Origin of the sequence: Leptospirillum ferrooxidans C2-3, from assembly GCF_000284315.1 — a bacterium.
Classification (GTDB): Bacteria; Nitrospirota; Leptospirillia; order Leptospirillales; family Leptospirillaceae; genus Leptospirillum; species Leptospirillum ferrooxidans.
In genome coordinates this window covers 866,885-890,502 of the sequence record NC_017094.1, presented here as the reverse complement: position 1 = coordinate 890,502, position 23,618 = coordinate 866,885, and the positions used below count along the sequence as shown (strand labels likewise).

Genomic DNA, 23,618 nt, shown 5'->3' with positions numbered 1-23,618 from the left:
TGGATAATAAAATGGACATTGATGAAAGATCGATTTTAAGCGACCAAAATAGCCGTTTTCTTGTTGTAACAAACAGAGAGCCTATCGTCATTAAAGGGGATCAAATCAAACACCCTGCTGGTGGAGTCAGTCAATCTCTCCACCGGCTTTTATTAAAAGAAGGGGGCATTTGGATTGCCTCAAGAGATTCTGGAGGGCCAGACCAACTTCATGTCGAATCTTCTGAAGGGCCTGGTTATGACCTTGAGAGGATGAATATTCCAGCTAATCTCAAATCAGAATTTTATGAAGGATTTTCGAATGACGTCCTTTGGCCAGCATTTCATGGATGTCCAGAGTTTATGGCACCAGCACCCTCTTTTTATTCAAGCTACGACCAAGTTAATCAAATGTTTGCTAGAAAAATCGGAAAAGTTCTTTGTACAGCAAACCCTTCTGTAGTCTGGATTCATGACTACCAACTAACAAGAGTCGCTTTATGGCTCAGGAAAGAACACATTCCCAATCTTCCTCCTTTGGCATTTTTTTGTCATATTCCATGGCCAAAAAAAGAGCATTTGACATATATATCAGAACATAAGGAAATTATTGAGGGCCTTTTATCTCATGACCTCATTGGATTCCAAACAGAACAGGATCGAGAGAACTTTCTCCAGGCGACCACTTCTTTTATTAGAAATACTGAAATTCGTCCAGACGGAATGATCAGATGGAATGATCGACTGATTAAAGCCATTTCCATGCCGATAGGTGTTGACTCAGCAATGTTCGACCGCATGGCAAATAATCCCAGAAATTTGGCCAAAGCCCATGCAATACTCACAGCTAATCAGCTAGGAAATAATGCAAGATTTTTAATCTCGGTCGACAGAATGGATTATACAAAAGGCTTCATTCAACGATTTGAAATCTTAAGGAAACTATTCAGCATTAACCCTGAACTCCGGGGGAAAATCTCTCTGCTACAAATAGCAGTTCCAACCCGCACAGGGCAGAAGGTCTATAGAAATCACCAAGAAAAAATTCGTCAGGGAGTATTGGCTATTAATCAGGAATTTGGTGATAAAAACTGGCTACCCATTATATCGATTGAGGAAACATTAGACCAAGAGACATTATCAGGGCTATACAGACTCGCAGAAGGTGCTCTCATCACTTCTACCATAGATGGAATGAATCTCGTTTCCCAAGAATTTTTGGCCAGTCAGCATGGAGGACACGGGGTACTTTTTCTGAGTCGATACACTGGAACAGCCACTATTCTGAAAAATGCTACAGCAATTGATCCATTGGACCCGCTTCAATCCGCTGAAACAATTATTTCAGAACTAGCACTTCCTATTGAACTGAGACGCAATAGAAACTTATCTTTATTAGAACAAATTCGCCAAAATGACATCAGCCATTGGATATCTTCATTAATGTCAAATATCTCGTCTTACGCTAATATAAAAAAATCACTGGTTGCTTAAGCAATAATGAAACCAATACTAGAAGAAACAATACTGTTTCTTGATTTCGACGGGACCCTTGCTGAGATAAGGGATACCCCTGATGAAGTCTATCTTGATCAAGAACAATGGATGATTCTGGAGAACCTGTCAAAAAAACATTCTTTATTCGTTCTATCAGGCCGTTCCTTCCATGACATTCAGAAGAGAGTTCCAAGATCGCTTGCAGGCCTATCAGGGGACCATGGAGCCATCAGAGAATTTGGCAAAGAAGTATTTATTATTCCAGCAGGTCAGACAATTAAAGAATTGCTTAAAACACTATCTAAAGAAATCTTCTCGTTAGAATCAGAATACCCCAAAATGCTAGTGGAAACGAAAGATTTCTCGCTCTCTATTCACTATAGGAATTTGCCAGAGGAAGAAGTTCCTGATCTTTACAAAAAGATCTCTGCTATCAAACGGCGAGTAGACACAACCAATATTCTTGTAGAAGCAAAAGGAAAGTCCGTTTGGGAATATCGTCACCCAGATGCAAGGAAAGAAAAAGCAGTATCGTGGTTTGTAGAAAAGATAAAAGAAAAAGAAGCATCTCTTAAAAAAACAAGAAACGTCTTTATAGGAGATGATCTAACAGATTGGAACTCAATTATATGGGCAGGAAACTCTGGCGGTAAAGGGATATGGGTTGGAGAGAATTTTCCATACCCTATAGAAACCTATAAACCAGAAAAACGAATCAGTCCAAAAGAAATATGGAAAGACTTAGAAATGTGGTCAAAAGACGATACATTTATTCCATTTTCCGATTAGTTAAATAGGCAGCAAGACCGACTTCCCAAGGTGGCAGTTGAATCCCATATCGACGTGCTTTTTCGTTTGATAAGACGGTATAAGGGGATCTTCTCGCCTTTGAATTAAACGCTGACATTGTTGTTGATTTAAGGATTACAGATAACCCCGCCAAATCAAAAATCTTTTTTGCAAAATCATACCAAGAACAGAAACCGTCAGCGGTCAAATGATAAACCCCAAAAGGGGGTAGTTGCTCGATTAGCTTATTGATGGCAAGAGCTAAGTCATACGTTGGAGTGGGCGATACAATTTGATCAGAAACCACACTGATTGGGTTACCTTTTTGGGCCAACCTCAGCATTGTTTCAACAAAACTGCTTCTCGGTCTAGCAATACTTGCATAGCCATAAAGCCCACATGTTCTAATAACATATGATTGCTTACAACGATTTAAAGTTAAAATCTCACCAGCGCGCTTAGAAACTCCATAAACAGATAAAGGGTTAGTTTCGGATTCTTCAGAAAAGGGTAAGGGTGGGACAGTGGGAGGGAAACCAAATACATAGTCTGTTGAAATTGTAATAAAAATAATTTTATTTATATCACAAAAATTAGCTAATCTAGCAGGGGAAAATGTGTTTAAATTAAAACATGAGTCCATGTCGATTTCCGCCTGATCGACTTCATTGTAAGCACTTGTATTAATGAGAACATCAATTCCCCGGGCCGTGATTTCAGGCCAGGAAGAGGGAATCAATACATCGAATTCCGGCTTGTCTAAAGGAATTGAATCCGCAAGAATCTTTAGAAGATCAGACCCAAGTTGGCCCCTGCTTCCGATAACTCCAACTTTCATCAGTAATCAATGCTTGGCTAACAGAGTTGATAGAGTCTTTTTTTGTTCCGAAGTCAGGACTTTGTAACAAGCAAGATGGGCTTCTAGGTGGTCCGCAGTAGCAATAGCTTCCAATTTTCCAATAGATTGCAGGAGTTTTCTGGAAGCATGGTAATTTGGATTAGAAGATTTCATCAGATCTAGATATTTCCCTTTAAGTCGTTCAATTTGCTTGAGTTGTTTTTGAGTTTTGGGAATAATTTTATGGGTGATTTTTTTTATTTTGTTTAATTGCTGTTCGGAAAGTTTTAATTCTTTTGAATTTTTAAAATAAAACATTGGTCCTGGATGTGTTACAAGAACAGATGGCAAAATGAAATCAGAATGCATTTGTGATTGGAATGTGTTCATATCAAAAGAGCTGCTATCTGCATAACCGGATCGAGGATGAAAAATAGCGGAAAACATTATCATAGAAAGACTTATGCAAGAAACAAGAAATATCCTATGTAGTTTCATATTAGCTCCCTATAGAAAAAAGGTTAGTTGACCGGAACCAATTTAAAAACAAATGTACCGCCATTAGTTACAACAGTTATTGGAGAGACTAATGGTAGAGAAAAGGAGTAACGGACGTAATGAGGAAGGACCTCGACTTTATCCATCTTTCCTTGGTTTTGGTGATTTGCGTTTTTGATTAAAATAAGGCGGATGGTTGGAGGTGCATGGTATTCAAAATGACCATGCCCTAAATACCAAAGCTCGGTAGATCTTGACCTGTATTGTTCTTGAATAGAATTTTCTTTAAGTTTAGAAGGCGAGAGACCTCGGGCATCCAAGATCTGAGCCTCTCTAGCATAAAGAAGTCGATGAGAATGAAGAGAGTGTCGAACTACTAAGAGGGCGACTAGAACCAACGAAACAGTTAAACCTAAAATGGCCCAGATCAGTCTGATCTGTCGATCCATAGTCGCTTCCCCTTATAGACTTCTAAACTGCGGAAGACTCTTTCGCCTCAGTAGTGGGAGTAGAGGGAGATTTTGGTTTTGGTGGAGAAGTTTTAGATTTTGAGCGTTTATCGGAGAGACTTTGTCCCAATTCGACCAACTCAATGATAGCCATTTCGGCGCCATCCCCGATGCGACGTCTAGTTTTAACAATTCGGGTATAGCCTCCAGGACGTGAAATAAAGCGCGGAGCCACTTCATCTAAAAGATGAAAAGCGACATCTTTGTCTCTAATGACTTTTAAAAGACTTCTTAGAGTTGTAACTGACTTAACCCTTGCCTTTGAGATCATTTTTTCAATCATTGGACGAAGTTCTTTAGCTTTCATATGAGTTGTTTCAATTCTCTCGTGCTCAAAAAAAGCTGTAATTAAAGAGCGAAACATAGCTTGGCGGTGATTAGAATCTCTGCCAAACTGCCTTCCCTGTAGTCGGTGCCTCATTAGTAGTCCTTTCCCTCACATTTCCATACATTTAAATTGATCAGGGTGAAATTTCAGGCCTGAGTACTTTCCAGATCCAAACCGAGAGAGAGCCCTATCGCGCCAAGAGCGTCTCGAACTTCTGAAATAGATTTTCTTCCAAAGATTTTTGTATCAAGAAGCTCATGTTCAGACTTTTGAATAAGCTCCCCAACAGTTGAGATATGAGCATTCTTCAAACAACTTAACGCACGAAGCGATAAATCGAGTTCGGACACAGGTTTTGCAAGAAGATCAGAGGAAACTTGATCTATTTTAAGAGCATGAGCTGCGCTGTTAGAAGCGGAGGCGTTAGTCTCTTCGAAGGAGAACAAACTCAAGTGTTCTTTTAATAGAGAAGAAGCCTGAGCAATTGCTTCTTCGGGAGTTAAACTGCCATCTGTTTCTACTTCCATAGTAAGACGATCATAATCTGTCATTCTTCCGACTCTTGTACTATCTACATAAAAATTAACTTTTTTTATTGGAGTATAGATTGCGTCTATGGGTATAACTCCGACTTCTAAAGAGTCCTCTTTAGATCTGTCCGCTGGAACATAACCACGTCCAATTGAAACCTGTAGATCTAAATCGAGAGTTGCACCCTTATCAAGTGTAGCAATTAGATGGTCTGGATCAAGAATTTCAATAACTCCTTGTGTCTCGATTTGGCCAGCGGTTACCCTACCTGGACCAGACGCTTTCAAATGGACCCATATAGGGTCAGTATGGTGAGATTTGACTCGAACCTCCTTAAGGTTCAAAACAATATCTGAAACATCTTCAAGAACACCCGGAATGTTTGAGAACTCATGAAAGATACCTCGATGCCTAATTGCAGTAATAGCTGCTCCAGGGATCGAAGATAATAAAACTCTCCTTAGAGAATTTCCCAAGGTCGTTCCATAACCTCTTTCAAATGGTTCAACAACTACTTTCAGAAATCGGTCTGTCTGTGTTTCATTATCAATCACGACAGATTTAGGCATCTGAAAATCAGAAAACATATTCATGCCTGATGCTCCTTAATAAGAGATAACGAAGTGAAAAAAACTTATATCACCTAGAATACAACTCAACGATGAGATTTTCCGATATAAGGATATTAATTTCTTCTCTTTTGGGTAACTCGCGAACAACTGCTTTAAAGTTGGTTTTATCGAGATCCAGCCAAGAAGGTACTGTTCCGCGAGCTTCTACATCTCTAAGATTGATCTGAATTCGCTCATTAGATCTCGTTTTAGTTTTTAAAGATATGGCATCATGCAATTTACATTGGTAGGATGGAATATTTACTTTTTTTCCATTAACCTCAATATGACCGTGAGTAACAAGCATTCTTGCTTCATTCCTAGATGTGCCAATGCCCATTCTGTATACAACGCTATCCAGTCTCAACTCTAAGCTAGCAAGGAGAGATTCTCCGGTGATTCCTTTTTTTCTGGAAGCTTGCTCAAAAGCTATTCGGAATTGTCGTTCTAAAACACCAAAAATTCTTTTCACTTTTTGCTTTTCTCTTAATTGCGTTCCATATTCAGAGATTTTTGCTCTCGCCTGTCCATGTTGACCAGGGGGATATGTTCTCCGATCAATTGCACATTTAGAGGATAAGCATCGGACACCTTTTAGAAAAAGTTTAACGCCTTCCCGGCGACAAAACCTACATACTGCTCCGCGATAACGAGCCAAAATTTTCTCCTTTGGGTAAAGTGGAAACTAAGCTGTTAGACCCGACGTCGTTTTGGAGGTCGGCATCCATTATGGGGAATTGGAGTGACATCTTTTATAAGATTGATTTTTACACCAAATGTCTGAAGCGCTCGAATAGCGGACTCGCGACCAGAACCGGGTCCCTTAACAAATACGTCACAAGACTTCATTCCTGAATCGACAGCTTTTTTTACAGCTACTTCAGCTGCTTTTTGGGCTGCAAACGGTGTACTTTTTCTAGACCCCTTAAATCCTTGGGCTCCAGAACTGGACCAAGAAACAACATCGCCATTTGGGTCTGCGATTGAGACAATAGTATTATTGAAAGAAGCATGGATATGTATAACACCCATCGGAATCGACTTTTTGTCTTTTTTCTTTGTAGTTTTTTTGACGCCCATTAATCCCCCATAATCTTATTTTTAAGAGAAAACGCTACCCTGTTTTTTTCTTTGCGCCGATCCCCTTTTTGGGCCCTTTGCGAGTTCTTGCATTAGTTTTGGTTCTTTGCCCTCTAACAGGTAAACCTCTTCGGTGACGGAGGCCAGCGTAACATCCGATATCCATTTTTCTTTTGATATTTTGTGTAACTTGCCGCCTCAAATCACCTTCTACGGTGAGAGCTTCTATCATTTCCCTTAGTTTTGCTGTTTCTTCATCCGTTAAATCTTTCACCCTTTTATTGGGGTCTATCTGGGATTTTTCTAAAAGCTCTTGAGAAGTGGAGCGGCCGATTCCATATATATACGTCAACCCTATTTCAACTCTTTTATTTTTAGGTAAATCGATTCCGACAATACGTGCCAATGGATCTCCTCCTTAACCTTGTCTCTGTTTGTGTCTAGGGTTTTCGCACTTGACTCTTAAAATGCCTTTGCGTCTGATAACTTTACATTTAGAACAAATCGGTTTAACTGATGCTCTCACTTTCATTTTAATCCCTCATTTAAAACGGTAAGTTATTCTTCCCCGGGTTAAGTCATAGGGAGATAGTTCGATTGTTACTTTATCTCCCGGGAGAATTTTTATATAATGCATCCGCATTTTCCCGGAGATATGGGCAAGGACCTTGTGCCCGTTTTCGAGTTCGACGCGAAACATAGCGTTTGGAAGGGTCTCAAGGACAGAACCTTGAACTTCAATAATATCTTCCTTTGGCACAAATACTCCTTAAAAAGTCTCTGGCAATAGAGAAAGTATTACCGGACCTTCTTTTGTTATCGCTATAGTGTGCTCATAATGAGCGGATAAGGAATGATCCCGTGTAACAGCCGTCCAACCATCGTCGAGAACAGTAGTTTCGTAATGACCAGCATTTACCATAGGTTCGATGGCTAGCACCATTCCAACTTCAATCTTGATGCCTTTACCTCGAGTTCCATAATTAGGAATTTGGGGATCTTCATGGAGCTTTTTACCAATTCCATGTCCCACAAAATTGCGGACAACAGAGAAGCCGAATGATTCAGCATGTGCTTGAACTGCAAATCCGATATCTCCTAGCCGGTTTCCTGGCTTTGCCTCTGAAATACCAAGGAGAAGAGATTCTTTTGTTACAGCTATAAGCTTTTTGGCTGAATCAGATACCTCTCCAACTGCTACTGTCATCGCCGCGTCGCCATAAAAACCATCAAAAAAAACGCCATAATCGATCCCGATGATATCCCCCTCTTTTAATGCATAGTTGGATGGAATTCCATGGACAACTACATCATTAACTGAGGTACACAATGAAGCAGGATAGGCATGATAACCTTTAAATGCAGGCTTCGCTCCACAGGAATTAGCATGTTCTTCTGCTATTTTGTCTAATTCTAGTAGCGTTGTGCCTGGTTTAATTTGGCGTTTGATTTTTTCTAAACCTAGAGCCACGATTTGGGATGATTTTTTAATCTTACTAATTTCAAGGTCAGTCTTAAGATAAATCATTTAGTGACTAAACTCTCAAATATATTTTTAACTTTTTCTGTAACAGAGGAAATCGATTCACTCGCATTGACTACCTTCAAAATGTGTTTTTTATTATAGTAATCAATTAAAGGATTGGTCGCTTCCCAGTAGACGGCTGATCTTTGTCTAATAATATCCTCATGATCGTCAGTTCTTTGTTTTAAGGGAACTTTGCAAACATCACAAATTGAGTCAACTTTTGGCTTAGCATAGAGTATATGATAAGTCCGTTGACACTGAGGACATAATCGTCTACCAGATAAACGAGCAATTCGGTCTTCCTCATCCATAATAAATTCGATGGCCAAATCGAGATTATAACCTTTTTTTTCTAGAAATTCATCTAGTGATTTAGCTTGTGATAAAGTTCTAGGAAAACCATCCAGTATGAAACCTGTCATTGAAGGTAATTCTAGAATATTTTCATAAATTAATTCTAAGACTAAAGAGTCTGGGACCAATTGCCCGCTGTCCATATAGGATTTAGCGTTAAGGCCAATGGTCGTAGAGTTTTTAAGCGCATCGCGTAGTAGATCTCCAGTTGCAAGCTTAGAGATGTGATAGAGCTCTCCTAAAATATTAGCTTGGGTACCTTTTCCAACCCCTGGAGGCCCAATAAAAACAATTCTCGCATTTATCAAGTTAGGAGGCCCTCCCTTTAATTCGAGTTTTCTTTAAGAATCCATCATAATTTTTTGACATCATATAGGACTCGATTTGTTGGGCTGTGTCAAGGGATACGCCTATTACGATCAACAGAGATGTTCCCCCAAAGTAAAAAGGGACGTGAAGTTTATATATCAAGAGTTCTGGGACTACACACACCAATGATAAATAAAGTGCTCCAACTAAGGTGATTCTATTCATGATTCCGTAAAAAAAGGTAGACGTGTTTTGGCCTGGTCTTATTCCTGGAATATAACCACCATATTTTTGCATATTCTCCGCTATATCAGCTGGATTAAGCACTACAGCTGTATAAAAAAAACTGAAGAATATGATCAACAGGACGTAAAGTAATGTATACGAAAAACTTCCAGGAGCTAAGGATTTGCCAATATTTTGAATCCAAGGAAGAGTAATAAAACTTGCAATTGTTGCTGGAAAAGCTATTAATGATGAGGCAAATATGGGAGGAATCACCCCTGCCGTGTTTATTTTTAAAGGGATATAAGTAGACTGGCCACCCATCATTTTGTTTCCTACCAATCTCTTTGCATATTGTACAGGAACCTTCCTTCTTGCCGTTTCTATAAAGACTATAGAACCGACAATTACAGCCACCATAACCACTAAACCAATAATTAAAAAACCTGATATTTCCCCTTGGTTATATAGTTTATAGGTGTTTAAAATAGCTGAAGGCAGTCTTGCAATAATCCCTGAAAAAATAATCAGACTAATGCCATTCCCAACGCCTCGCTCAGTAATCTGCTCACCGAGCCACATGATGAATGTTGTTGCTGTGGTTAGAGTAATGACGACAAGTATTCTAAAAGGCCATCCGGGATGAGGAACAAATTGTCCCCGGTTCATACTCTCGAGTCCAATCGCTATTCCAAACGATTGAATAAGGGCGATTAGAACAGTTAAGTACCGAGTATATTTTGTAATCACTTTCCTTCCGCGCTCTCCTTCTTTTGCCAGAGCCTGAAGGGAAGGATGTACAACTGTAAGTAATTGAAGAATAATAGATGCAGATATATATGGCATTATACCTAAGGCGAAAATTGTGAGCCTTGATAGAGCACCGCCGGAAAACATATCAAAAAAACCTATTAGTGCTCCACCGTTTTGGTGTAAATAAGCAGATAAGGCATTGCCATTTACACCAGGCGTTGGAATATATGCACCAATTCGATAAACAGCCAACATCCCCAAAGTGAATAGGATACGTTGACGCAACTCAGGTATCTTTCCAATGTTCCCGATTACTTTTGATATTCTTTCAAACAAAGTTTTAGTCCTAACCTATTAAGATTTATTGAGAAATTAAGGTTGAGACCACTTGGCCACCGGCTGACTCAATTTTCTCTTTAGCTGAAACACTAACTTCTAAATCTTCAATTATGTAGGCTTTTGAAACTTCACCATTTCCTAGTATTTTAACTCTGTCGAACTTACCTTTAAGAATTCCCAGATCTGCTAGGGTTTCATAAGATACTTTATTATCAGGAAATGAATACTCTTCTAACCGGGATAAATTGTAGATAACTACATTATCCCTATTTAGAGGAGTGAATCCTCGTTTAGGAATCCTTAAGACTAAAGGCATTTGGCCACCTTCGAACCCTGGTGGCTTAACGCCTCCCGATCTCGCATGTTGTCCTTTGTGCCCTTTAGTGGAAGTTTTTCCATGACCTGAGCCTGGACCACGTCCAACTCTTTTTTTTCGATGGGTTGATCCTGGCGCTGGAGATAAATCGTGTATTTTCATATTGCCCTCATAACATGATTAAACTGTTTTAACTTCGATCAAATGTTGAATTTTAAAAATCATACCTTGAATTGTAGGATGATCAACTCTTGTAACTGTTTGATTGGGCTTGGACAAGCCAATAGCCAAAGCCACTTTCTTTACTTTTAATGGAACCCCAATAAGGCTCCTCTTCAATGTAATTTCAAGGTTCTGTGGAGGATTATTCATGTCACCTTCAATCGTTAGAGTTTTAATTTATAGACTTTCTCTCTGACATCACCTCATGGTAACTATGAAGCTGACTTAGGCCATCAATAGTAGCCCTAACTACATTATAGGGATTGCCAGAGCCAAGAGATTTACAAAGAATATTAGAAACCCCCAATACCTCCATGACGGCTCGAACCGCTCCACCTGCGATCATACCGGTACCTTCTGAGGCGGGTTTGATCATTACATCTTCCGCTCCAAAATGACCCAATACTTCATGAGGAACCGTGGTCTGCCGAAGAGGAACTGAGATCATACTTTTTTTTGCATTTTCTACAGCTTTCTTAATAGCATCAGGAACTTCTCCAGCTTTTCCCTTTCCGAAGCCAACTTTACCATTACCATCGCCTACGACGACTAAGGCTGAAAAGGAAAATCTTTTACCGCCTTTAACAACTTTTGATACTCTGTTGATAAACACTACTTTATCTTTCATCGTTCCTGGTTCTGTTTGGGGAATCACTGATGGTCCTCCTGGTAATTAAATACCTTAAAATTCAAGCCCAGCTTCTCGAGCTCCTTCAGCCAAGGCTTTTATCCGCCCGTGATAAATATATCCACCTCGGTCAAAAACAACTTTTTGTATATTCTTCTCTTTAGCTAACGAGCCAAGAGTTAAACCAACTTCTTTTGCTGCTAAGACTGAATCTTTAGACTTAGCGGTAGAGTTAACCAAAGAAGAGGCTGATACTAAAGTATGACCTGATTTATCATCAATAACCTGTGCATATATATATTTTAGGCTACGGAACACTGTCAAACGAGGACGTTCAGGAGTTCCCTGTATTTTTTTTCTGACCCGGGTATGTTTCATTTTTCGGGTTGAGGCTCTTGTATCTTTAGACAATTGTTACTCCTTTATTTTTTTCCGGTTTTACCTTCTTTTCTCAGGATTTTTTCACCTGAGTATTTAATGCCTTTACCTTTGTATGGTTCTGGAGGTTTGATTCCTCTGATGTCCGCGGCAAATTGACCTAATAGTTGCTTATCAGAACAAGTTAAGGTTATCACTGTTTGTTTTTCGATAGAGGCCTTTACTCCTGCAGGTAGTGGCATTTCTACTGGATGTGTAAATCCAACGTTTAAAGAAATTACAGATCCGTTTAATTGAGCTCGGTAACCGATTCCGACCAATTCAAGAACTTTTTTGAAAGGCTCATTTACACCTTGAATTTTATTTGCTATTAACGAACGATGAAGTCCGTGAAAAGACTTATCTTTCCGTTCATCGCTTGGCCGAATTAATGTGAGTTCATTATCTTTTTTATCTAATGTAAAACCGTCAGGAAGCTCATGAGTTAATGTTCCATGGGGGCCCTTAAACTCAAGAGTTTTTTCTTTTTCAATAACGACAACCCCAAGTGGAATTGCGATGGGTTTTTTTCCAATTCTAGACATTGAATTTCCTTTTGGTTAACGTTTTACCAAACTTGACAGATAACTTCTCCACCGAGGTTTTCGGATTTTGCTTTAGTATCTGTCATTACACCTTTTGAAGTGGTAAGAATTGTTACGCCAAGCCCACCCATGAGAGATTTATGTTCATCACTTTTTCGATATACCCGTAAACCAGGAGAAGAGATTCTTTTAATTCCGGTTAATATTTTTTTTCTATCTTTTACGTATCTCAGGGAGATCAGTAAATCTTTTTTGGAATTTTGTTCTTCGACAGAATAAGAAGAAATAAACCCTTCTTCTTTTAAGATTCTGCAGATTTCTTCTTTAATTTTAGAATGTTGGCAATTAACTTGAGCATGAAGTCTCATATTAGCATTGCGAATTCTGGTTAAGAGATCTGCAATAGGATCAGTCATTGACATATTAAAACCTTTCTACTGGGTTATTACCAAGAAGACTTAGTTACGCCTGGGATATCTCCCTGTAAAGCTAAGTTCCGAAAACAGATACGACACATTTTAAAATCTCTCATGTACCCCCTAGGTCTCCCACATAAGGGACACCGGTTATACTTCCTTACAGAGAACTTAGGGGCTTTTAACGCTTTCAGTTCTAATGATTTCTTTGCCACATTTGCCTCCTAAATTACTTTTTGAATGGAATGCCTAAGAGTTTTAATAAAGTTCTTCCTTCGACATCATTTTTTGCTGTCGTTGTAAAACAAATATCCATTCCATGGAACATAGAGACTTCGTCATATTTAATTTCCGGAAATATGATCTGTTCTTTAAGTCCCGTAGTAAAATTTCCACGACCATCGAAAGATTTGTCATTTAGACCTTTGAAATCTCTAATCCTTGGGAGGGCTATCGAAACGAAACGATCCAAAAACTCCCACATAATATTTCCGCGAAGAGTTACCATGGTCCCGATAGGCATACCTTCTCTAAGTTTGAAACCGGCTATAGATTTTTTTGCTTTGGTTTTAACTGCTTTCTGGCCAGTAATTGCTTCTAACTCTTTAACTGCTGTGTCTAATATTTTAGGATTTGCGACAGCTTCACCTAAGGCTACGTTGATAGTTATTTTTCTTAGTTTTGGAGCTTCCATAACATTCTTCAACTTGAGAGAAGCCACTAGTTCTTTGGATATTTCAGAATCGTATTTTTGACGAAGTCTTGGTACTTTATTTTCTAAAGAGGAGGAAGTTCTGATGATTTTCTTTTTTTCAACATTTGTTTCTGCTGATTTTGCAGAGGGCTTCTTTTTATTTGCCCCTGAAGAAACTGCAGATTTTGTTGTTGATTTCTTTTTATCTTCCATGGTTTTCCTTATTTAATACTTGTAAAATTATCGTTAATTATTTATCAATATGTTCGGAGCAATGTTTACATGATCTTACTTTTTTTCCGGTAGGCAAGGTTATATGACTAATTCTAGTAGTTTTTTTGCAAGAAGGACAAATAACCATTACCTTAGATGCATTTAGAAAATTTTCTTTTACAACGAACCCACCTTGAGGATTTTTTTGGTCAGGTTTAACTGCTTTAGTAATTTTATTTATATCTTCAACAATAATCTTGTTATTTGTTCTGTCGACTTTAAGTACTTGGCCTTCTTTGCCTTTGTCTTTGCCTGATAGAACTTTAACTTTGTCATTTTTTTTTATTGGCGGAAAATTTGGATTATCCAAATTGGAAGATGTGGAATATTTCATTTTTTTTCCTCAGATGACCTCAGGGGCCAATGATAAAATCTTCATGAATTTTCGTTTTCTAAGCTCTCTTGCAACTGGACCAAAGATACGAGTCCCAATAGGCTCACCTTGTGCGTTTATAAGAACAGCTGCATTTTGATCAAAACGAATATAAGAGCCGTCGTCTCGTCTAGCCTCTTTGACTGTTCTAACAACAACAGCTTTGGCAACATCCCCTTTTTTAACAGTCGCATTCGGTGTTGCTTCTTTAACAGAAACAACAATAGTATCTCCTAAATGAGCATAAGCACGCCGTGACCCACCCATTACATGGAAACACATAACCTTTTTAGCGCCGGAGTTATCGGCTACTTCAAGTATTGTTCTCAGTTGGATCATTGTTTTACCTTCCCAGATTCGATTCTGCCAGTTTCGGTTTTGAAACAATTTTGATCACTTTAAAACTTTTATCTTTACTAATAGGTCGAGTAGACATAAGTTGAACTTCTGTCCCTATATCAATCTGTTCTTCAGTATGAGCTTTAATGCGAGACCTCTTGGATACAACTTTATGGTATAAAGGGTGAAGGACTCTTCTTCTCACCTCGACAACGACTGTTTTCATCATTTTGTTGCTAACTACAATGCCTTGCAACGTTGCAATTTTTTTTGAAGAAGTAACTTCACTCGGGTTGTTAGACATTGACCTCTCCTCGTTTCTCCTGTAATACGGTGAGAATTCGAGCAATAGTTCTTTTATGTGAAGACAAAAGATGAGATTGTTCGAGCCGTCCGTTAACTCTTTGAATTCTTAGCATAAGAAGTTCTTTTTTTAGATCTGCGATTTTCAGGTTGAGATCAGAATGGGACAGTTCTCTAAGGGCATTGATTTTCATTCTTCCTCTCCCCGTTTTACTATTTTTGTTGCCATTGGCATTTTATAGGAGGCTAACCTGAGAGCTGCTTCTGCAACTTCGGGTGTTACACCTTCCATTTCAAAAATGATTCTTCCTGGTTTAACTACGGCTACCCAATACTCGGGGTTACCTTTACCAGAACCCATTCGAGTTTCAGCAGCTTTTTTAGTGATTGGTTTATCAGGAAAAACGCGAATCCAGACTTTACCGCCTCTTTTAACATATCTATTGATTGCTATACGACCAGCTTCTATTTGCCTGGCTGTTAACCAGATTGGTTCGAGAGCCTTCAATCCATACTCACCAAAAGAGAGTTCGGAACCTCGGTAAGCTTTTCCTTTGAGGTTACCCTTCATCATTTTTCGGTGTTTTACTTTTTTTGGACTTAGCATTAGTTTCTTCCTCGCTTTTCCTTAACTTTAGGAGATAGTTCCTCTTGACCAGGAAGAACGTCTCCTTTGTATACCCATACCTTAACGCCGATTTTTCCAAAAGTGGTCGCTGCTTCAGCAAAACCGAAGTCAATATCTGCTCGAAGGGTGTGAAGGGGTACCCGACCTTCTCGATACCATTCTGTACGGGCAATTTCAGCTCCGCCTAAACGCCCTGCACAGCGGATTTTGACTCCGAGCGCGCCAAAACGAAGAGCTGAGGATACACTTTTTTTCATTGCGCGTCTATACGAAATTCTTTTTTCTAACTGAGCAGCTATCGATTCAGCTATTAATTGAGCCTCTAGCTCCGGTTTTTTTATTTCTTTAATTGAGATACTGACTTTGGATTTTAATTGCGTTTCTAATTCTGATTTCAGTTTTTCGATTTCAAGACCTTTTTTTCCAATAATTAATCCAGGCTTAGCTGTGTGGATTGTAATTCTAGCCTGAGCGTCCTTTCCGGTTCTTTCAATATCGATCTTGGCAATTCCAGCATGGAAGAGTTTTGCTTTGACGACTTTGCGTATTTTTAAATCTTCATGTAAAAGATCGGCAAATCCTTTTTGTGCATACCACCGTGAATTCCAGGTTTTTATATAACCGAGCCTGAAGCCTATCGGATGAACTTTTTGTCCCAATGGATTCTCCCAATTGTTTCTTTAGTTAGAAACAATAATAGTAAGGTGCGATGTGCGTTTTTTAATCGAGTAGGCCCGCCCCATGGCTCTAGGCTGAATTCTTTTAGCCACTGGGCCAACATCTACAAAAATTTCTTGTATGTGTAACGTCTCTGGTGTTGCTATCTTTAAATCTATAGCATTAGAAACTGCTGATTTTAATGTTTTTTGAACAACTTTAGTAGCACCTCTTGTCGTTACCTCGAGAATTGACATAGCTTCTAATACGGATTTACCTCTTATCGCATTAGCGACATACCGGACTTTTCGAGGAGAAATTCTAATGTACCGATTTTTTGCAATAGCGCTAGCCAAGTTAGCCCCCTTTTATCTTACCTTTTCGCTGACTTCTCAACTTTAGACCCACCATGGGCTTTAAAAAGTCTTGTAGGAGAAAATTCTCCCATTTTATGCCCAACCATATTTTCTGTGATGTAAACTGGTATAAACTTTTTCCCATTGTGAACTGAAAAAGTAAGTCCAATCATTTCTGGCAATATCATAGACCGGCGCGACCAAGTTTTTATGATTTTTCTGTCTTGTGATGGAGAGGTTTTAAGCACTTTGTCAAGTAAATGTTGATCGACGAAGGGTCCTTTTTTAATAGATCGCGGCATATACTCCTACTTTCTTCTACGGACAATAAATTTATCTGTCCTTTGGTTCGTTCTAGTCTTAAAGCCTTTAGACGGTTGTCCCCAAGGAGAAACGGGGTGTCTTCCGCCAGAAGATTTTCCCTCTCCACCACCGAGGGGATGGTCAACGGGGTTCATTGCAACACCTCGAACACTGGGGCGTTTTCCTAACCATCGAGTTCTACCAGCTTTTCCAATCGAAATATTTTCATGTTCCAGATTACCGATTTGTCCAATAGATGCTCGACATCGTCCATGGATTTTTCTCATTTCCCCTGAAGGCATTTTTATAATGACATAATCTTCTTCTCTTCCAAGAATCTGGCAATAAGTACCAGCAGTCCTAGCTATTTTGCCGCCGGCAGCAATTTTGAATTCGATATTATGAATAATTGTTCCAACTGGAATCTGAGATAATTCGAGGCAATTACCAGGTTTAATATCGGCACCTGGACCAGATAGAACCGTATCTCCTACCTTCAGCCCAACAGGTGCAAGAATATATGACCTTGCTCCGTCAAGATAACATATCAAGGCAATACGAGCTGTTCTATTAGGATCATATTCTATTGACTCTACTTTGGCTGGAATTCCATCTTTTACTCTTTTTAAGTCGATTTCGCGGAAGGCTCTTTTATGACCGCCCCCTCTATGACGAACTGTGGTTTTGCCTTTATTATTTCGCCCCCCGCAGGAGATTTTTCCTTTAGTAAGCGGCTTGAAGGGTTTGTCTGACGTAATCTCATCAAACGAATATCCCGTCTTATACCGCATGGCCGGGGATGTGGGATTAAAAGTTTTTATAGCCATTATTATGCCCCTTCAAAAATATTTAACTTATGCCCAGAAGCTAAAGTTACATAAGCTCTTTTACGATCTGGAGTATGCCCTTCAAATCTTCCTAACCTTTTAGATTTGCCTTTGCGAATAACTGTTGTTACATTTTTCACTTTTACCTGAAAAATGTTTTCAATAGCTTTCTTTATTTCGATTTTATTAGCATCTTTTCTAACATGAAATTCATAAGTTGAATTTTTTTCTCTTACAATATCGGCCTTTTCGGATTGAATTGGACGAATTAATACGTCAATTAACTCCATTGATATTCCTTTCTAACAAACCTGCAACCATTGGATAAGCTTCTTTTGTAATTAAAATAGAATCTGCTAAGAGAATATCATACGGGTTTAATTGATGAGGCAAGAGAATTTCTAACCCTGGAATGTTTCTCCCAGAAAAATAAACTTCTTCAGTTAACGTTACCGCTACAATAAGGATTCTTGAAGAACCTGTATTTAAACCACATTTTCCCAAGAATGTTATTAGCTCTTTCGTTTTCCTTGTAGGGAGTTCGATACCATCAATCACTTGAAGAGTTTGTTCTTTGAGGTGAGATAATAAGGCTTCTCTGACAGCTAGTAACATCTTTTTACCAGGCTGTCGGTAATAATAGTCTCTGGGTCGTGGACCAAAGATAATAGCTCCGCCTCTCCATTGGGGAGCTCTACTGGATCCTTGTCTTGCTCGCCCTGTTCCTTTTTGACGATAAGGCTTTTTCCCACCGCCGGATACTTCGCCTCTGGTCTTAGTAGATGCATTACCGGAACGTAAGCCAGCTTGTTGCATCTTGACTATTTCATGCAACAATGGGACGTTGATCGTGTCGAGATCCTCATTAGGAACAGATAACGTTAGTGAGGACCCTGCTGTTCCATCAGATTTAACGGTTTTGATTTCCATGGCAACCTTTCACTTTTTACTTTTTATTAACGAAGACTAAAGAGCCAGTTGCTCCAGGGAGCGCACCTTTAAGAAACAATAAATTTGCTTCAGGTTTTACCGCTATTACCTTTAGATTTTTTACAGTGACTCTTTTGGCTCCCATATGTCCAGGAAGTTTCTTATTTTTTAAAACTCTAGAAGGATAGGCTGATGACCCTATCGATCCAGGCTCTCGATGAAACATGGATCCATGAGTCGCGTCTCCACCACGAAAATGGTGACGCTTCATAACTCCTGCAAATCCTTTTCCTTTTGTAGTAGCTGTTACGTCAAGAAACTCACCTTCTTTGAACATCTCAACAGTGAAAATTGTCCCAGATTCGAAGGACTCATCTTGAACTCTAACTTCTTTCAAAATTCGGTATAAGTCCTTTGCATATTTTTGTTGATGCCCTCGTTCTGGTTTATTAATATTTTTCATTGTGACAACATCAAATCCTAGCTGTACAGCATTATACCCATCAACTGCATGTTTCTTGACTTGGACAATTTCGCATGGTCCTGCTTCTACAACGGTAACGGGAACAGATAGACCATTTTCTAAGTAGATCTGGGTCATTCCTAATTTTCTTCCAAGCAAAGTATTCACTGATTACTCCTTAAAGCTTAATTTCAACATCGACGCCAGATGGAAGTTCAAGCTTCATCAATGCATCAACCGTTTCAGGTGTTGGATCCAAAATATCTAATAAACGTTTATGAGTTCTACGCTCAAACTGTTCCCGAGATTTTTTATCTACATGGGGAGATCTCAGGACAGTAAATTTTTCAATTTTAGTAGGCAATGGAATTGGGCCTTTAACGATAGCTCCTGTCCTTTTTGCTGTAGAAACAATATCTACCAATGACTGATCTAATAACCTATAATCGTAGCCTTTAAGGCGAATTCTAATTTTCTGATCCAAAATATCTCCTTATGAATTATGGGATGGATTTACTGAACTACCTTGGTGATAACACCAGCACCAACCGTTCGGCCACCTTCCCGAATCGCGAATCGCAATCCGTCTTCCATAGCAATCGGCGTGATCAACGTTACTTTGACGCGCACATTATCTCCAGGCATCACCATCTCAACACCTTCAGACAACGTGACAACTCCTGTCACGTCTGTCGTTCGGAAATAAAACTGAGGACGATATCCATTGAAAAACGGAGTATGTCGCCCACCCTCTTCTTTGGTCAGAATATAAGCCTCTGCTTCAAACACTGTATGCGGTGTGATTGATCCTGGTTTGGCCAATACCATCCCACGCTCAACATCTTCCTTTTTTGTTCCTCTCAACAACAAACCAACATTGTCTCCTGCCTGCCCTGAGTCCAATATCTTTCGGAACATCTCAACGCCTGTAACAACTGACTTGGCTGTATCCCTGATTCCAACAATCTCGACTTCCTCTCCAACCTTAATAACACCTCGCTCGACTCGACCCGTCACAACGGTTCCTCGTCCGCTAATGGAGAAGACATCTTCTACTGGCATCAAAAATGGTTTATCCACGTCTCTTGTAGGAGTTGGAATGTACTCATCAACTGTCTGCATCAATTTCAGGATTGGACTGCAGGCTGGGCACTCAGGTTTTCCACAACCACATTCCAATGCTTTTAGCGCAGATCCCTTTGTCACTGGTATATCATCACCAGGGAAATCATACTTGGAAAGAAGCTCCCGAACTTCGAGCTCTACCAGCTCCAGCAGTTCAGGATCATCCACCATATCTGCCTTATTCAAAAACACAACGATATAGGGAACTCCAACCTGACGCGCTAACAAAATGTGCTCTCTGGTCTGCGGCATCGGGCCATCTGCTGCCGACACCACCAGAATCGCTCCGTCCATTTGTGCGGCTCCTGTGATCATGTTTTTGACATAATCAGCATGTCCAGGACAGTCGACATGGGCATAATGTCTTGCTGCTGTCTGATACTCCACATGAGCAATCGCAATCGTAATTCCTCGTTCCCGTTCTTCTGGGGCTTTGTCGATCTGGTCGTAAGCCAAGAACTCTGCCATCTTATTCGCTGCCAAGACCCTGGTTATAGCCGCTGTCAATGTCGTCTTACCATGATCAACATGACCAATCGTGCCAATGTTCAGATGGGGCTTGCTTCGATCAAACTTCACTTTTGCCATTTATTTCTCCTCAAAACATTATAAGTTAGTCTTAATAGTTATTCTAAATTTGCTTTAGCCATAATTTCATCAGCAACAACCTTTGGCGTTGGTTCATATGAAGAGAAAATCATTGTGAATAAACCTCTACCTTGGGTCATTGACCTGAGATCTGTTGCATAACCGAACATTCCAGCAAGCGGTACGTGTGCATCTATAACTTGAGCTCCTGAACGCTCATGCATCCCCAAAATTTTTCCTCTGCGGCTATTGAGATCCCCCATCACATCTCCCATATATTCATCTGGGACAATAACCTCAACCTTCATTACAGGCTCTAATATAATTGGCTTGGATTTTTTAACGCCTTCTTTTATCGCCATTGAACCAGCGATTTTGAACGCCATTTCCGAAGAGTCAACGTCATGATAGGATCCAAAAACAACAGCCACCTTAAGATCTACCACTGGATAACCAGCTATAATTCCTCCAGAAAGAGCTTCAACGACCCCTTTTTCAATCGCAGGAACATATTCTTTTGGAATTGTGCCCCCAACAATTTTATTCTCAAATAAGAATCCGGCTCCCCTCTCCTGAGGCTCTATTTCCAGAACTACGTGACCATATTGACCTCTGCCACCTGTTTGTCTGATATATTTGCCTTCTTGGGTAGTGTTGGAAGTTATTGTCTCCCGATATGCGACCTGTGGTTTCCCGACATTAGCATCTACTTTGAACTCTCTTTTCAATCGGTCCACAATAATTTCTAAATGTAACTCCCCCATACCGGAAAGAATCGTTTGACCTGTTTCCTCATTGGTGTGGACTCGGAGAGAAGGATCCTCGTGACCTAGTTTACCAAGAGACATACCAAGCTTTTCTTGGTCACTCTTTGTTTTGGGTTCAATCGCTACCGAAATAACTGGCTCAGGAAAATCAATTAACTCTAAGATGATCGGGTTAGCCTCATCGCATAAGGTATCACCAGTTGTGGTATTTTTGAGACCGACAGCTGCTGCAATATCCCCTGCGAGAACCTCCTTAATATCCTCTCTCTTATCTGCATGCATACGAAGAAGGCGCCCAATTCTCTCTTTTGCACCTTTTGTCGAATTATAGACATAAGAGCCTGCTTCAAGTTTTCCTGAATATACTCTGAAGAAGGTTAGTTGTCCGACAAACGGGTCTGTCATGATTTTAAAAGCCAAACCTGAAAAAGGAGCATCATCGCTTGCTTTTCTAGAAATTGTTTCCTGAGTTTTCGGGTCGATTCCTTCCGTATCAGGAACATCCAGTGGAGATGGGAGGTAATCTACAACTGCATCTAAAAGAAGTTGGATTCCTTTATTTTTAAAAGCAGCGCCACAGAGAATAGGTGTCCCTTTCATTGATACGGTTATCTTTCTTAACCCTTCAATCAATTCATCATTTGTTATTTCTTCGCCACTTAAATATTTTTCAGTAAGACTTTCATCGTGCTCAACTACAGATTCTACTAGCTTCTCTCTATAAGATTGAGCTATTTCGGCTAAATCCTGAGGAATATCCCTGACAACATATTTGGCCCCTAAGGTTTCATCGTCGTAGTAGATTCCTTGCATTTTAATCAAATCAACTACCCCGACAAAATCTCCTTCTTTCCCGATAGGTATCTGAATCGGAATTGGGTTAGCTTTTAAACGGTCAACCATGGTCTTGACTGACTCATAAAAATCTGCTCCAATCCTGTCCATTTTATTCATAAAGGCTATTCGAGGAACACGGTATTTATCCGCTTGGCGCCAAACTGTTTCAGATTGGGGCTCTACACCTTGAACAGAATCAAAAACTGCTACAGCACCATCCAGAACCCTTAAGGAACGCTCTACCTCAATAGTAAAATCCACATGGCCGGGAGTATCGATAATATTGATTCGATGATCTTTCCATGCAGCAGAAGTAGCGGCGGAGGTAATAGTTATTCCTCTTTCACGCTCCTGATCCATCCAATCCATAACAGTCGTACCATCGTGAACTTCTCCCATTCTGTGCAACATACCAGTATAAAAGAGAATTCTTTCGGTCGTTGTCGTTTTTCCGGCATCAATGTGAGCCATGATTCCAATATTTCGGGTTTTATCTAGAGGGTACTGACGCACCTGTGAAGCCTCCCTTACCAGCGATAATGGGCAAAAGCTTTATTTGCTTCAGCCATTCTGTGAGTATCTTCTTTTTTCTTGACAGCTCCACCTGCATTGTTGGACGCGTCAAGAAATTCTGCTGCCAATTTTTCTTCCATGGAATGCCCTGATCTTTTTGAAGCATTCTCAACAAGCCATCTCAAAGCCAAAGACACTTTTCGATTTGGCCTGATCTCTACTGGGACCTGGTATGAGGCTCCGCCAACTCTCCGGGATTTCACTTCCAGGATGGGTTTAACGTTATCAACAGCTTGCTTAAAGAGTTTTACGGAATCTCCATTAGTCCGAGATGCCATAATATCCAAAGAATCATAAAAAATCTGTTCTGCAACAGTTTTTTTTCCTTTTTTCATGAGGATATTAATCATCTTAGATACTAATCTGCTGTTAAACTTAGGATCCGGAACAACATCTCTGCGAACAACCCTACCCGCTCGTCTTGGCATTTATTTTTCTCCTGAGGAACTCTCATAAAATTCTTTAAAATTGGAACCATTTAGTGAACAAACCTTACTTCTTTGCTCGTTTCGCTCCATACTTAGATCGACCTTGCTTCCGGTTAGCAACGCCAGCAGCATCTAGTGCACCTCTGACAATATGATATCTAACACCGGGAAGATCTTTAACCCTACCTCCACGAACTAATACAATAGAATGTTCTTGAAGATTATGCCCAACACCTGGGATATAGGCTGTTACCTCAAAACCGTTCGTCATTCTAACTCTAGCAACTTTTCTCAAAGCTGAGTTTGGTTTTTTTGGTGTTGTTGTATAGACCCTGACACATACGCCCCTTCTTTGAGGACATGACGTTAGAGCTGGGCTTTTTCCTTTAGCGGAAATCTTTTTCCGACCTTGTTTAACTAACTGATTAATTGTTGGCACGAGT

General features: G+C 39.8%; 40 protein-coding genes. 2 read left to right on the top strand and 38 right to left on the bottom strand.

Features of this window, described 5'->3' with window-relative positions:
* Positions 1–11 precede the first annotated feature (11 nt).
* Together LFE_RS04685 and otsB are read left to right on the top strand one after the other, a co-directional pair.
* Entirely contained in the window at positions 12–1,472 is a 1,461-nt protein-coding gene (locus tag LFE_RS04685) for an alpha,alpha-trehalose-phosphate synthase (UDP-forming) (RefSeq protein ID WP_148272551.1), read from the top strand.
* A gap of 6 nt (positions 1,473–1,478) precedes the next feature.
* Positions 1,479–2,264: a trehalose-phosphatase gene (gene otsB, locus LFE_RS04680; protein WP_014449109.1), complete on the top strand. Its 786-nt coding sequence runs from the start codon at positions 1,479–1,481 to the stop codon at positions 2,262–2,264.
* Here otsB and rfbD read toward each other — a convergent pair.
* The 38 genes from rfbD to rpsL all read right to left on the bottom strand — a co-directional run bounded on the left by rfbD (position 2,245) and on the right by rpsL (position 23,614).
* Positions 2,245–3,102: a dTDP-4-dehydrorhamnose reductase gene (gene rfbD, locus LFE_RS04675; protein ID WP_014449108.1), complete on the bottom strand. Its 858-nt coding sequence runs from the start codon at positions 3,100–3,102 to the stop codon at positions 2,245–2,247. The genes otsB and rfbD overlap by 20 nt on opposite strands.
* Positions 3,103–3,108: 6 nt before the next feature.
* A complete protein-coding gene (locus tag LFE_RS04670; protein ID WP_014449107.1) occupies positions 3,109–3,600 on the bottom strand; it encodes a Spy/CpxP family protein refolding chaperone in 492 nt (163 codons plus the stop codon).
* 23 nt (positions 3,601–3,623) lie between these two features.
* The gene (locus LFE_RS04665; RefSeq protein ID WP_014449106.1) at positions 3,624–4,049 is read right to left on the bottom strand and encodes a hypothetical protein; all 426 of its coding nucleotides are present in this window, start codon (positions 4,047–4,049) and stop codon (positions 3,624–3,626) included.
* A gap of 22 nt (positions 4,050–4,071) precedes the next feature.
* Positions 4,072–4,530, bottom strand: coding sequence for a 50S ribosomal protein L17 (gene rplQ, locus LFE_RS04660; RefSeq protein WP_014449105.1), 459 nt, complete (start codon positions 4,528–4,530; stop codon positions 4,072–4,074).
* Between the two features lie 53 nt (positions 4,531–4,583).
* On the bottom strand, positions 4,584–5,561 hold the full coding sequence (locus LFE_RS04655; protein WP_014449104.1) for a DNA-directed RNA polymerase subunit alpha: 978 nt from the start codon (positions 5,559–5,561) through the stop codon (positions 4,584–4,586).
* A gap of 46 nt (positions 5,562–5,607) precedes the next feature.
* Entirely contained in the window at positions 5,608–6,237 is a 630-nt protein-coding gene (gene rpsD, locus LFE_RS04650; protein WP_014449103.1) for a 30S ribosomal protein S4, read from the bottom strand.
* A 35-nt stretch (positions 6,238–6,272) separates the two neighbouring features.
* Entirely contained in the window at positions 6,273–6,659 is a 387-nt protein-coding gene (rpsK, locus tag LFE_RS04645) for a 30S ribosomal protein S11 (protein WP_014449102.1), read from the bottom strand.
* A gap of 34 nt (positions 6,660–6,693) precedes the next feature.
* Positions 6,694–7,065 (bottom strand): 30S ribosomal protein S13, encoded by a 372-nt coding sequence (gene rpsM, locus LFE_RS04640; protein WP_014449101.1) that lies wholly within the window; start codon positions 7,063–7,065, stop codon positions 6,694–6,696.
* Positions 7,066–7,077: 12 nt separating this feature from the next.
* Positions 7,078–7,191, bottom strand: a complete 114-nt coding sequence (gene rpmJ, locus LFE_RS13615; RefSeq protein WP_081495347.1) for a 50S ribosomal protein L36 — start codon at positions 7,189–7,191, stop codon at positions 7,078–7,080.
* 9 nt (positions 7,192–7,200) lie between these two features.
* A complete protein-coding gene (gene infA / locus LFE_RS04635; protein WP_014449100.1) occupies positions 7,201–7,419 on the bottom strand; it encodes a translation initiation factor IF-1 in 219 nt (72 codons plus the stop codon).
* A 9-nt stretch (positions 7,420–7,428) separates the two neighbouring features.
* Entirely contained in the window at positions 7,429–8,187 is a 759-nt protein-coding gene (gene map / locus LFE_RS04630) for a type I methionyl aminopeptidase (RefSeq protein ID WP_014449099.1), read from the bottom strand.
* Entirely contained in the window at positions 8,184–8,849 is a 666-nt protein-coding gene (locus tag LFE_RS04625; RefSeq protein ID WP_014449098.1) for an adenylate kinase, read from the bottom strand. The genes map and LFE_RS04625 overlap by 4 nt, the downstream gene beginning before the upstream one ends.
* Before the next feature lies 1 nt (position 8,850).
* A complete protein-coding gene (secY, locus tag LFE_RS04620; protein ID WP_014449097.1) occupies positions 8,851–10,164 on the bottom strand; it encodes a preprotein translocase subunit SecY in 1,314 nt (437 codons plus the stop codon).
* Positions 10,165–10,189: 25 nt separating this feature from the next.
* The gene (gene rplO / locus LFE_RS04615) at positions 10,190–10,645 is read right to left on the bottom strand and encodes a 50S ribosomal protein L15 (protein WP_014449096.1); all 456 of its coding nucleotides are present in this window, start codon (positions 10,643–10,645) and stop codon (positions 10,190–10,192) included.
* 18 nt (positions 10,646–10,663) lie between these two features.
* The gene (gene rpmD / locus LFE_RS04610; protein WP_014449095.1) at positions 10,664–10,855 is read right to left on the bottom strand and encodes a 50S ribosomal protein L30; all 192 of its coding nucleotides are present in this window, start codon (positions 10,853–10,855) and stop codon (positions 10,664–10,666) included.
* Positions 10,856–10,877: 22 nt separating this feature from the next.
* Positions 10,878–11,333 carry a 30S ribosomal protein S5 gene (gene rpsE, locus LFE_RS04605; RefSeq protein WP_041774804.1) on the bottom strand — a complete coding sequence of 152 codons (456 nt, stop codon included), beginning with the start codon at positions 11,331–11,333 and terminating at the stop codon, positions 10,878–10,880.
* Between the two features lie 54 nt (positions 11,334–11,387).
* Positions 11,388–11,744, bottom strand: a complete 357-nt coding sequence (gene rplR / locus LFE_RS04600; protein WP_014449093.1) for a 50S ribosomal protein L18 — start codon at positions 11,742–11,744, stop codon at positions 11,388–11,390.
* Between the two features lie 11 nt (positions 11,745–11,755).
* Positions 11,756–12,295, bottom strand: coding sequence for a 50S ribosomal protein L6 (gene rplF / locus LFE_RS04595; RefSeq protein WP_014449092.1), 540 nt, complete (start codon positions 12,293–12,295; stop codon positions 11,756–11,758).
* A gap of 23 nt (positions 12,296–12,318) precedes the next feature.
* Positions 12,319–12,717, bottom strand: coding sequence for a 30S ribosomal protein S8 (rpsH, locus tag LFE_RS04590; RefSeq protein ID WP_014449091.1), 399 nt, complete (start codon positions 12,715–12,717; stop codon positions 12,319–12,321).
* 23 nt (positions 12,718–12,740) lie between these two features.
* Entirely contained in the window at positions 12,741–12,926 is a 186-nt protein-coding gene (locus LFE_RS13610; protein WP_081495346.1) for a type Z 30S ribosomal protein S14, read from the bottom strand.
* A gap of 14 nt (positions 12,927–12,940) precedes the next feature.
* Positions 12,941–13,618, bottom strand: a complete 678-nt coding sequence (rplE, locus tag LFE_RS04585) for a 50S ribosomal protein L5 (RefSeq protein WP_014449090.1) — start codon at positions 13,616–13,618, stop codon at positions 12,941–12,943.
* Positions 13,619–13,655: 37 nt separating this feature from the next.
* Positions 13,656–14,012, bottom strand: coding sequence for a 50S ribosomal protein L24 (gene rplX, locus LFE_RS04580; RefSeq protein ID WP_014449089.1), 357 nt, complete (start codon positions 14,010–14,012; stop codon positions 13,656–13,658).
* A gap of 9 nt (positions 14,013–14,021) precedes the next feature.
* Positions 14,022–14,390 (bottom strand): 50S ribosomal protein L14, encoded by a 369-nt coding sequence (gene rplN, locus LFE_RS04575; protein WP_014449088.1) that lies wholly within the window; start codon positions 14,388–14,390, stop codon positions 14,022–14,024.
* A 4-nt stretch (positions 14,391–14,394) separates the two neighbouring features.
* Positions 14,395–14,694: a 30S ribosomal protein S17 gene (gene rpsQ / locus LFE_RS04570; protein WP_014449087.1), complete on the bottom strand. Its 300-nt coding sequence runs from the start codon at positions 14,692–14,694 to the stop codon at positions 14,395–14,397.
* Complete coding sequence (gene rpmC, locus LFE_RS14665) at positions 14,687–14,887, bottom strand: 50S ribosomal protein L29 (RefSeq protein ID WP_014449086.1); 201 nt, start codon at positions 14,885–14,887, stop codon at positions 14,687–14,689. Before rpmC ends, rpsQ begins: the two co-directional genes overlap by 8 nt.
* Positions 14,884–15,300, bottom strand: a complete 417-nt coding sequence (gene rplP, locus LFE_RS04560; RefSeq protein ID WP_014449085.1) for a 50S ribosomal protein L16 — start codon at positions 15,298–15,300, stop codon at positions 14,884–14,886. The genes rpmC and rplP overlap by 4 nt, the downstream gene beginning before the upstream one ends.
* Positions 15,300–15,980 (bottom strand): 30S ribosomal protein S3, encoded by a 681-nt coding sequence (gene rpsC, locus LFE_RS04555; RefSeq protein WP_014449084.1) that lies wholly within the window; start codon positions 15,978–15,980, stop codon positions 15,300–15,302. Before rpsC ends, rplP begins: the two co-directional genes overlap by 1 nt.
* A 21-nt stretch (positions 15,981–16,001) precedes the next feature.
* Positions 16,002–16,334, bottom strand: coding sequence for a 50S ribosomal protein L22 (gene rplV / locus LFE_RS04550; protein ID WP_014449083.1), 333 nt, complete (start codon positions 16,332–16,334; stop codon positions 16,002–16,004).
* A 17-nt stretch (positions 16,335–16,351) separates the two neighbouring features.
* A complete protein-coding gene (rpsS, locus tag LFE_RS04545; protein WP_014449082.1) occupies positions 16,352–16,636 on the bottom strand; it encodes a 30S ribosomal protein S19 in 285 nt (94 codons plus the stop codon).
* Between the two features lie 6 nt (positions 16,637–16,642).
* The gene (gene rplB, locus LFE_RS04540; RefSeq protein ID WP_014449081.1) at positions 16,643–17,464 is read right to left on the bottom strand and encodes a 50S ribosomal protein L2; all 822 of its coding nucleotides are present in this window, start codon (positions 17,462–17,464) and stop codon (positions 16,643–16,645) included.
* A gap of 2 nt (positions 17,465–17,466) precedes the next feature.
* Positions 17,467–17,754 carry a 50S ribosomal protein L23 gene (locus tag LFE_RS04535; RefSeq protein WP_014449080.1) on the bottom strand — a complete coding sequence of 96 codons (288 nt, stop codon included), beginning with the start codon at positions 17,752–17,754 and terminating at the stop codon, positions 17,467–17,469.
* Positions 17,741–18,394 (bottom strand): 50S ribosomal protein L4, encoded by a 654-nt coding sequence (rplD, locus tag LFE_RS04530; protein WP_050989481.1) that lies wholly within the window; start codon positions 18,392–18,394, stop codon positions 17,741–17,743. The genes LFE_RS04535 and rplD overlap by 14 nt, the downstream gene beginning before the upstream one ends.
* 16 nt (positions 18,395–18,410) lie before the next feature.
* Positions 18,411–19,025: a 50S ribosomal protein L3 gene (rplC, locus tag LFE_RS04525; RefSeq protein ID WP_014449077.1), complete on the bottom strand. Its 615-nt coding sequence runs from the start codon at positions 19,023–19,025 to the stop codon at positions 18,411–18,413.
* Between the two features lie 10 nt (positions 19,026–19,035).
* On the bottom strand, positions 19,036–19,344 hold the full coding sequence (gene rpsJ, locus LFE_RS04520) for a 30S ribosomal protein S10 (RefSeq protein ID WP_041774017.1): 309 nt from the start codon (positions 19,342–19,344) through the stop codon (positions 19,036–19,038).
* 26 nt (positions 19,345–19,370) lie between these two features.
* On the bottom strand, positions 19,371–20,570 hold the full coding sequence (tuf, locus tag LFE_RS04515) for an elongation factor Tu (RefSeq protein WP_014449075.1): 1,200 nt from the start codon (positions 20,568–20,570) through the stop codon (positions 19,371–19,373).
* A 38-nt stretch (positions 20,571–20,608) separates the two neighbouring features.
* A complete protein-coding gene (fusA, locus tag LFE_RS04510; protein ID WP_014449074.1) occupies positions 20,609–22,687 on the bottom strand; it encodes an elongation factor G in 2,079 nt (692 codons plus the stop codon).
* A 14-nt stretch (positions 22,688–22,701) separates the two neighbouring features.
* On the bottom strand, positions 22,702–23,175 hold the full coding sequence (gene rpsG, locus LFE_RS04505) for a 30S ribosomal protein S7 (RefSeq protein ID WP_014449073.1): 474 nt from the start codon (positions 23,173–23,175) through the stop codon (positions 22,702–22,704).
* A gap of 64 nt (positions 23,176–23,239) precedes the next feature.
* Positions 23,240–23,614, bottom strand: coding sequence for a 30S ribosomal protein S12 (gene rpsL / locus LFE_RS04500; RefSeq protein ID WP_014449072.1), 375 nt, complete (start codon positions 23,612–23,614; stop codon positions 23,240–23,242).
* Positions 23,615–23,618: the final 4 nt, after the last annotated feature.

What these genes read in the sequence shown, in the direction of transcription:
- LFE_RS04685 (WP_148272551.1), top strand. Translation starts at nt 12, where the DNA reads ATGGACATTGATGAAAGATCGATTTTAAGCGACCAAAATAGCCGTTTT.
- otsB (WP_014449109.1), top strand. Translation starts at nt 1,479, where the DNA reads ATGAAACCAATACTAGAAGAAACAATACTGTTTCTTGATTTCGACGGG.
- rfbD (WP_014449108.1), bottom strand. Translation starts at nt 3,102, where the DNA reads ATGAAAGTTGGAGTTATCGGAAGCAGGGGCCAACTTGGGTCTGATCTT.
- LFE_RS04670 (WP_014449107.1), bottom strand. Translation starts at nt 3,600, where the DNA reads ATGAAACTACATAGGATATTTCTTGTTTCTTGCATAAGTCTTTCTATG.
- LFE_RS04665 (WP_014449106.1), bottom strand. Translation starts at nt 4,049, where the DNA reads ATGGATCGACAGATCAGACTGATCTGGGCCATTTTAGGTTTAACTGTT.
- rplQ (WP_014449105.1), bottom strand. Translation starts at nt 4,530, where the DNA reads ATGAGGCACCGACTACAGGGAAGGCAGTTTGGCAGAGATTCTAATCAC.
- LFE_RS04655 (WP_014449104.1), bottom strand. Translation starts at nt 5,561, where the DNA reads ATGAATATGTTTTCTGATTTTCAGATGCCTAAATCTGTCGTGATTGAT.
- rpsK (WP_014449102.1), bottom strand. Translation starts at nt 6,659, where the DNA reads ATGGGCGTCAAAAAAACTACAAAGAAAAAAGACAAAAAGTCGATTCCG.
- rpmJ (WP_081495347.1), bottom strand. Translation starts at nt 7,191, where the DNA reads ATGAAAGTGAGAGCATCAGTTAAACCGATTTGTTCTAAATGTAAAGTT.
- map (WP_014449099.1), bottom strand. Translation starts at nt 8,187, where the DNA reads ATGATTTATCTTAAGACTGACCTTGAAATTAGTAAGATTAAAAAATCA.
- rplO (WP_014449096.1), bottom strand. Translation starts at nt 10,645, where the DNA reads ATGAAAATACACGATTTATCTCCAGCGCCAGGATCAACCCATCGAAAA.
- rpmD (WP_014449095.1), bottom strand. Translation starts at nt 10,855, where the DNA reads ATGAATAATCCTCCACAGAACCTTGAAATTACATTGAAGAGGAGCCTT.
- rpsE (WP_041774804.1), bottom strand. Translation starts at nt 11,333, where the DNA reads ATGAAAGATAAAGTAGTGTTTATCAACAGAGTATCAAAAGTTGTTAAA.
- rplF (WP_014449092.1), bottom strand. Translation starts at nt 12,295, where the DNA reads ATGTCTAGAATTGGAAAAAAACCCATCGCAATTCCACTTGGGGTTGTC.
- rpsH (WP_014449091.1), bottom strand. Translation starts at nt 12,717, where the DNA reads ATGTCAATGACTGATCCTATTGCAGATCTCTTAACCAGAATTCGCAAT.
- rplE (WP_014449090.1), bottom strand. Translation starts at nt 13,618, where the DNA reads ATGGAAGATAAAAAGAAATCAACAACAAAATCTGCAGTTTCTTCAGGG.
- rplX (WP_014449089.1), bottom strand. Translation starts at nt 14,012, where the DNA reads ATGAAATATTCCACATCTTCCAATTTGGATAATCCAAATTTTCCGCCA.
- rplN (WP_014449088.1), bottom strand. Translation starts at nt 14,390, where the DNA reads ATGATCCAACTGAGAACAATACTTGAAGTAGCCGATAACTCCGGCGCT.
- rpsQ (WP_014449087.1), bottom strand. Translation starts at nt 14,694, where the DNA reads ATGTCTAACAACCCGAGTGAAGTTACTTCTTCAAAAAAAATTGCAACG.
- rpmC (WP_014449086.1), bottom strand. Translation starts at nt 14,887, where the DNA reads ATGAAAATCAATGCCCTTAGAGAACTGTCCCATTCTGATCTCAACCTG.
- rplP (WP_014449085.1), bottom strand. Translation starts at nt 15,300, where the DNA reads ATGCTAAGTCCAAAAAAAGTAAAACACCGAAAAATGATGAAGGGTAAC.
- rpsS (WP_014449082.1), bottom strand. Translation starts at nt 16,636, where the DNA reads ATGCCGCGATCTATTAAAAAAGGACCCTTCGTCGATCAACATTTACTT.
- rplB (WP_014449081.1), bottom strand. Translation starts at nt 17,464, where the DNA reads ATGGCTATAAAAACTTTTAATCCCACATCCCCGGCCATGCGGTATAAG.
- LFE_RS04535 (WP_014449080.1), bottom strand. Translation starts at nt 17,754, where the DNA reads ATGGAGTTAATTGACGTATTAATTCGTCCAATTCAATCCGAAAAGGCC.
- rplD (WP_050989481.1), bottom strand. Translation starts at nt 18,394, where the DNA reads ATGGAAATCAAAACCGTTAAATCTGATGGAACAGCAGGGTCCTCACTA.
- tuf (WP_014449075.1), bottom strand. Translation starts at nt 20,570, where the DNA reads ATGGCAAAAGTGAAGTTTGATCGAAGCAAGCCCCATCTGAACATTGGC.
- rpsG (WP_014449073.1), bottom strand. Translation starts at nt 23,175, where the DNA reads ATGCCAAGACGAGCGGGTAGGGTTGTTCGCAGAGATGTTGTTCCGGAT.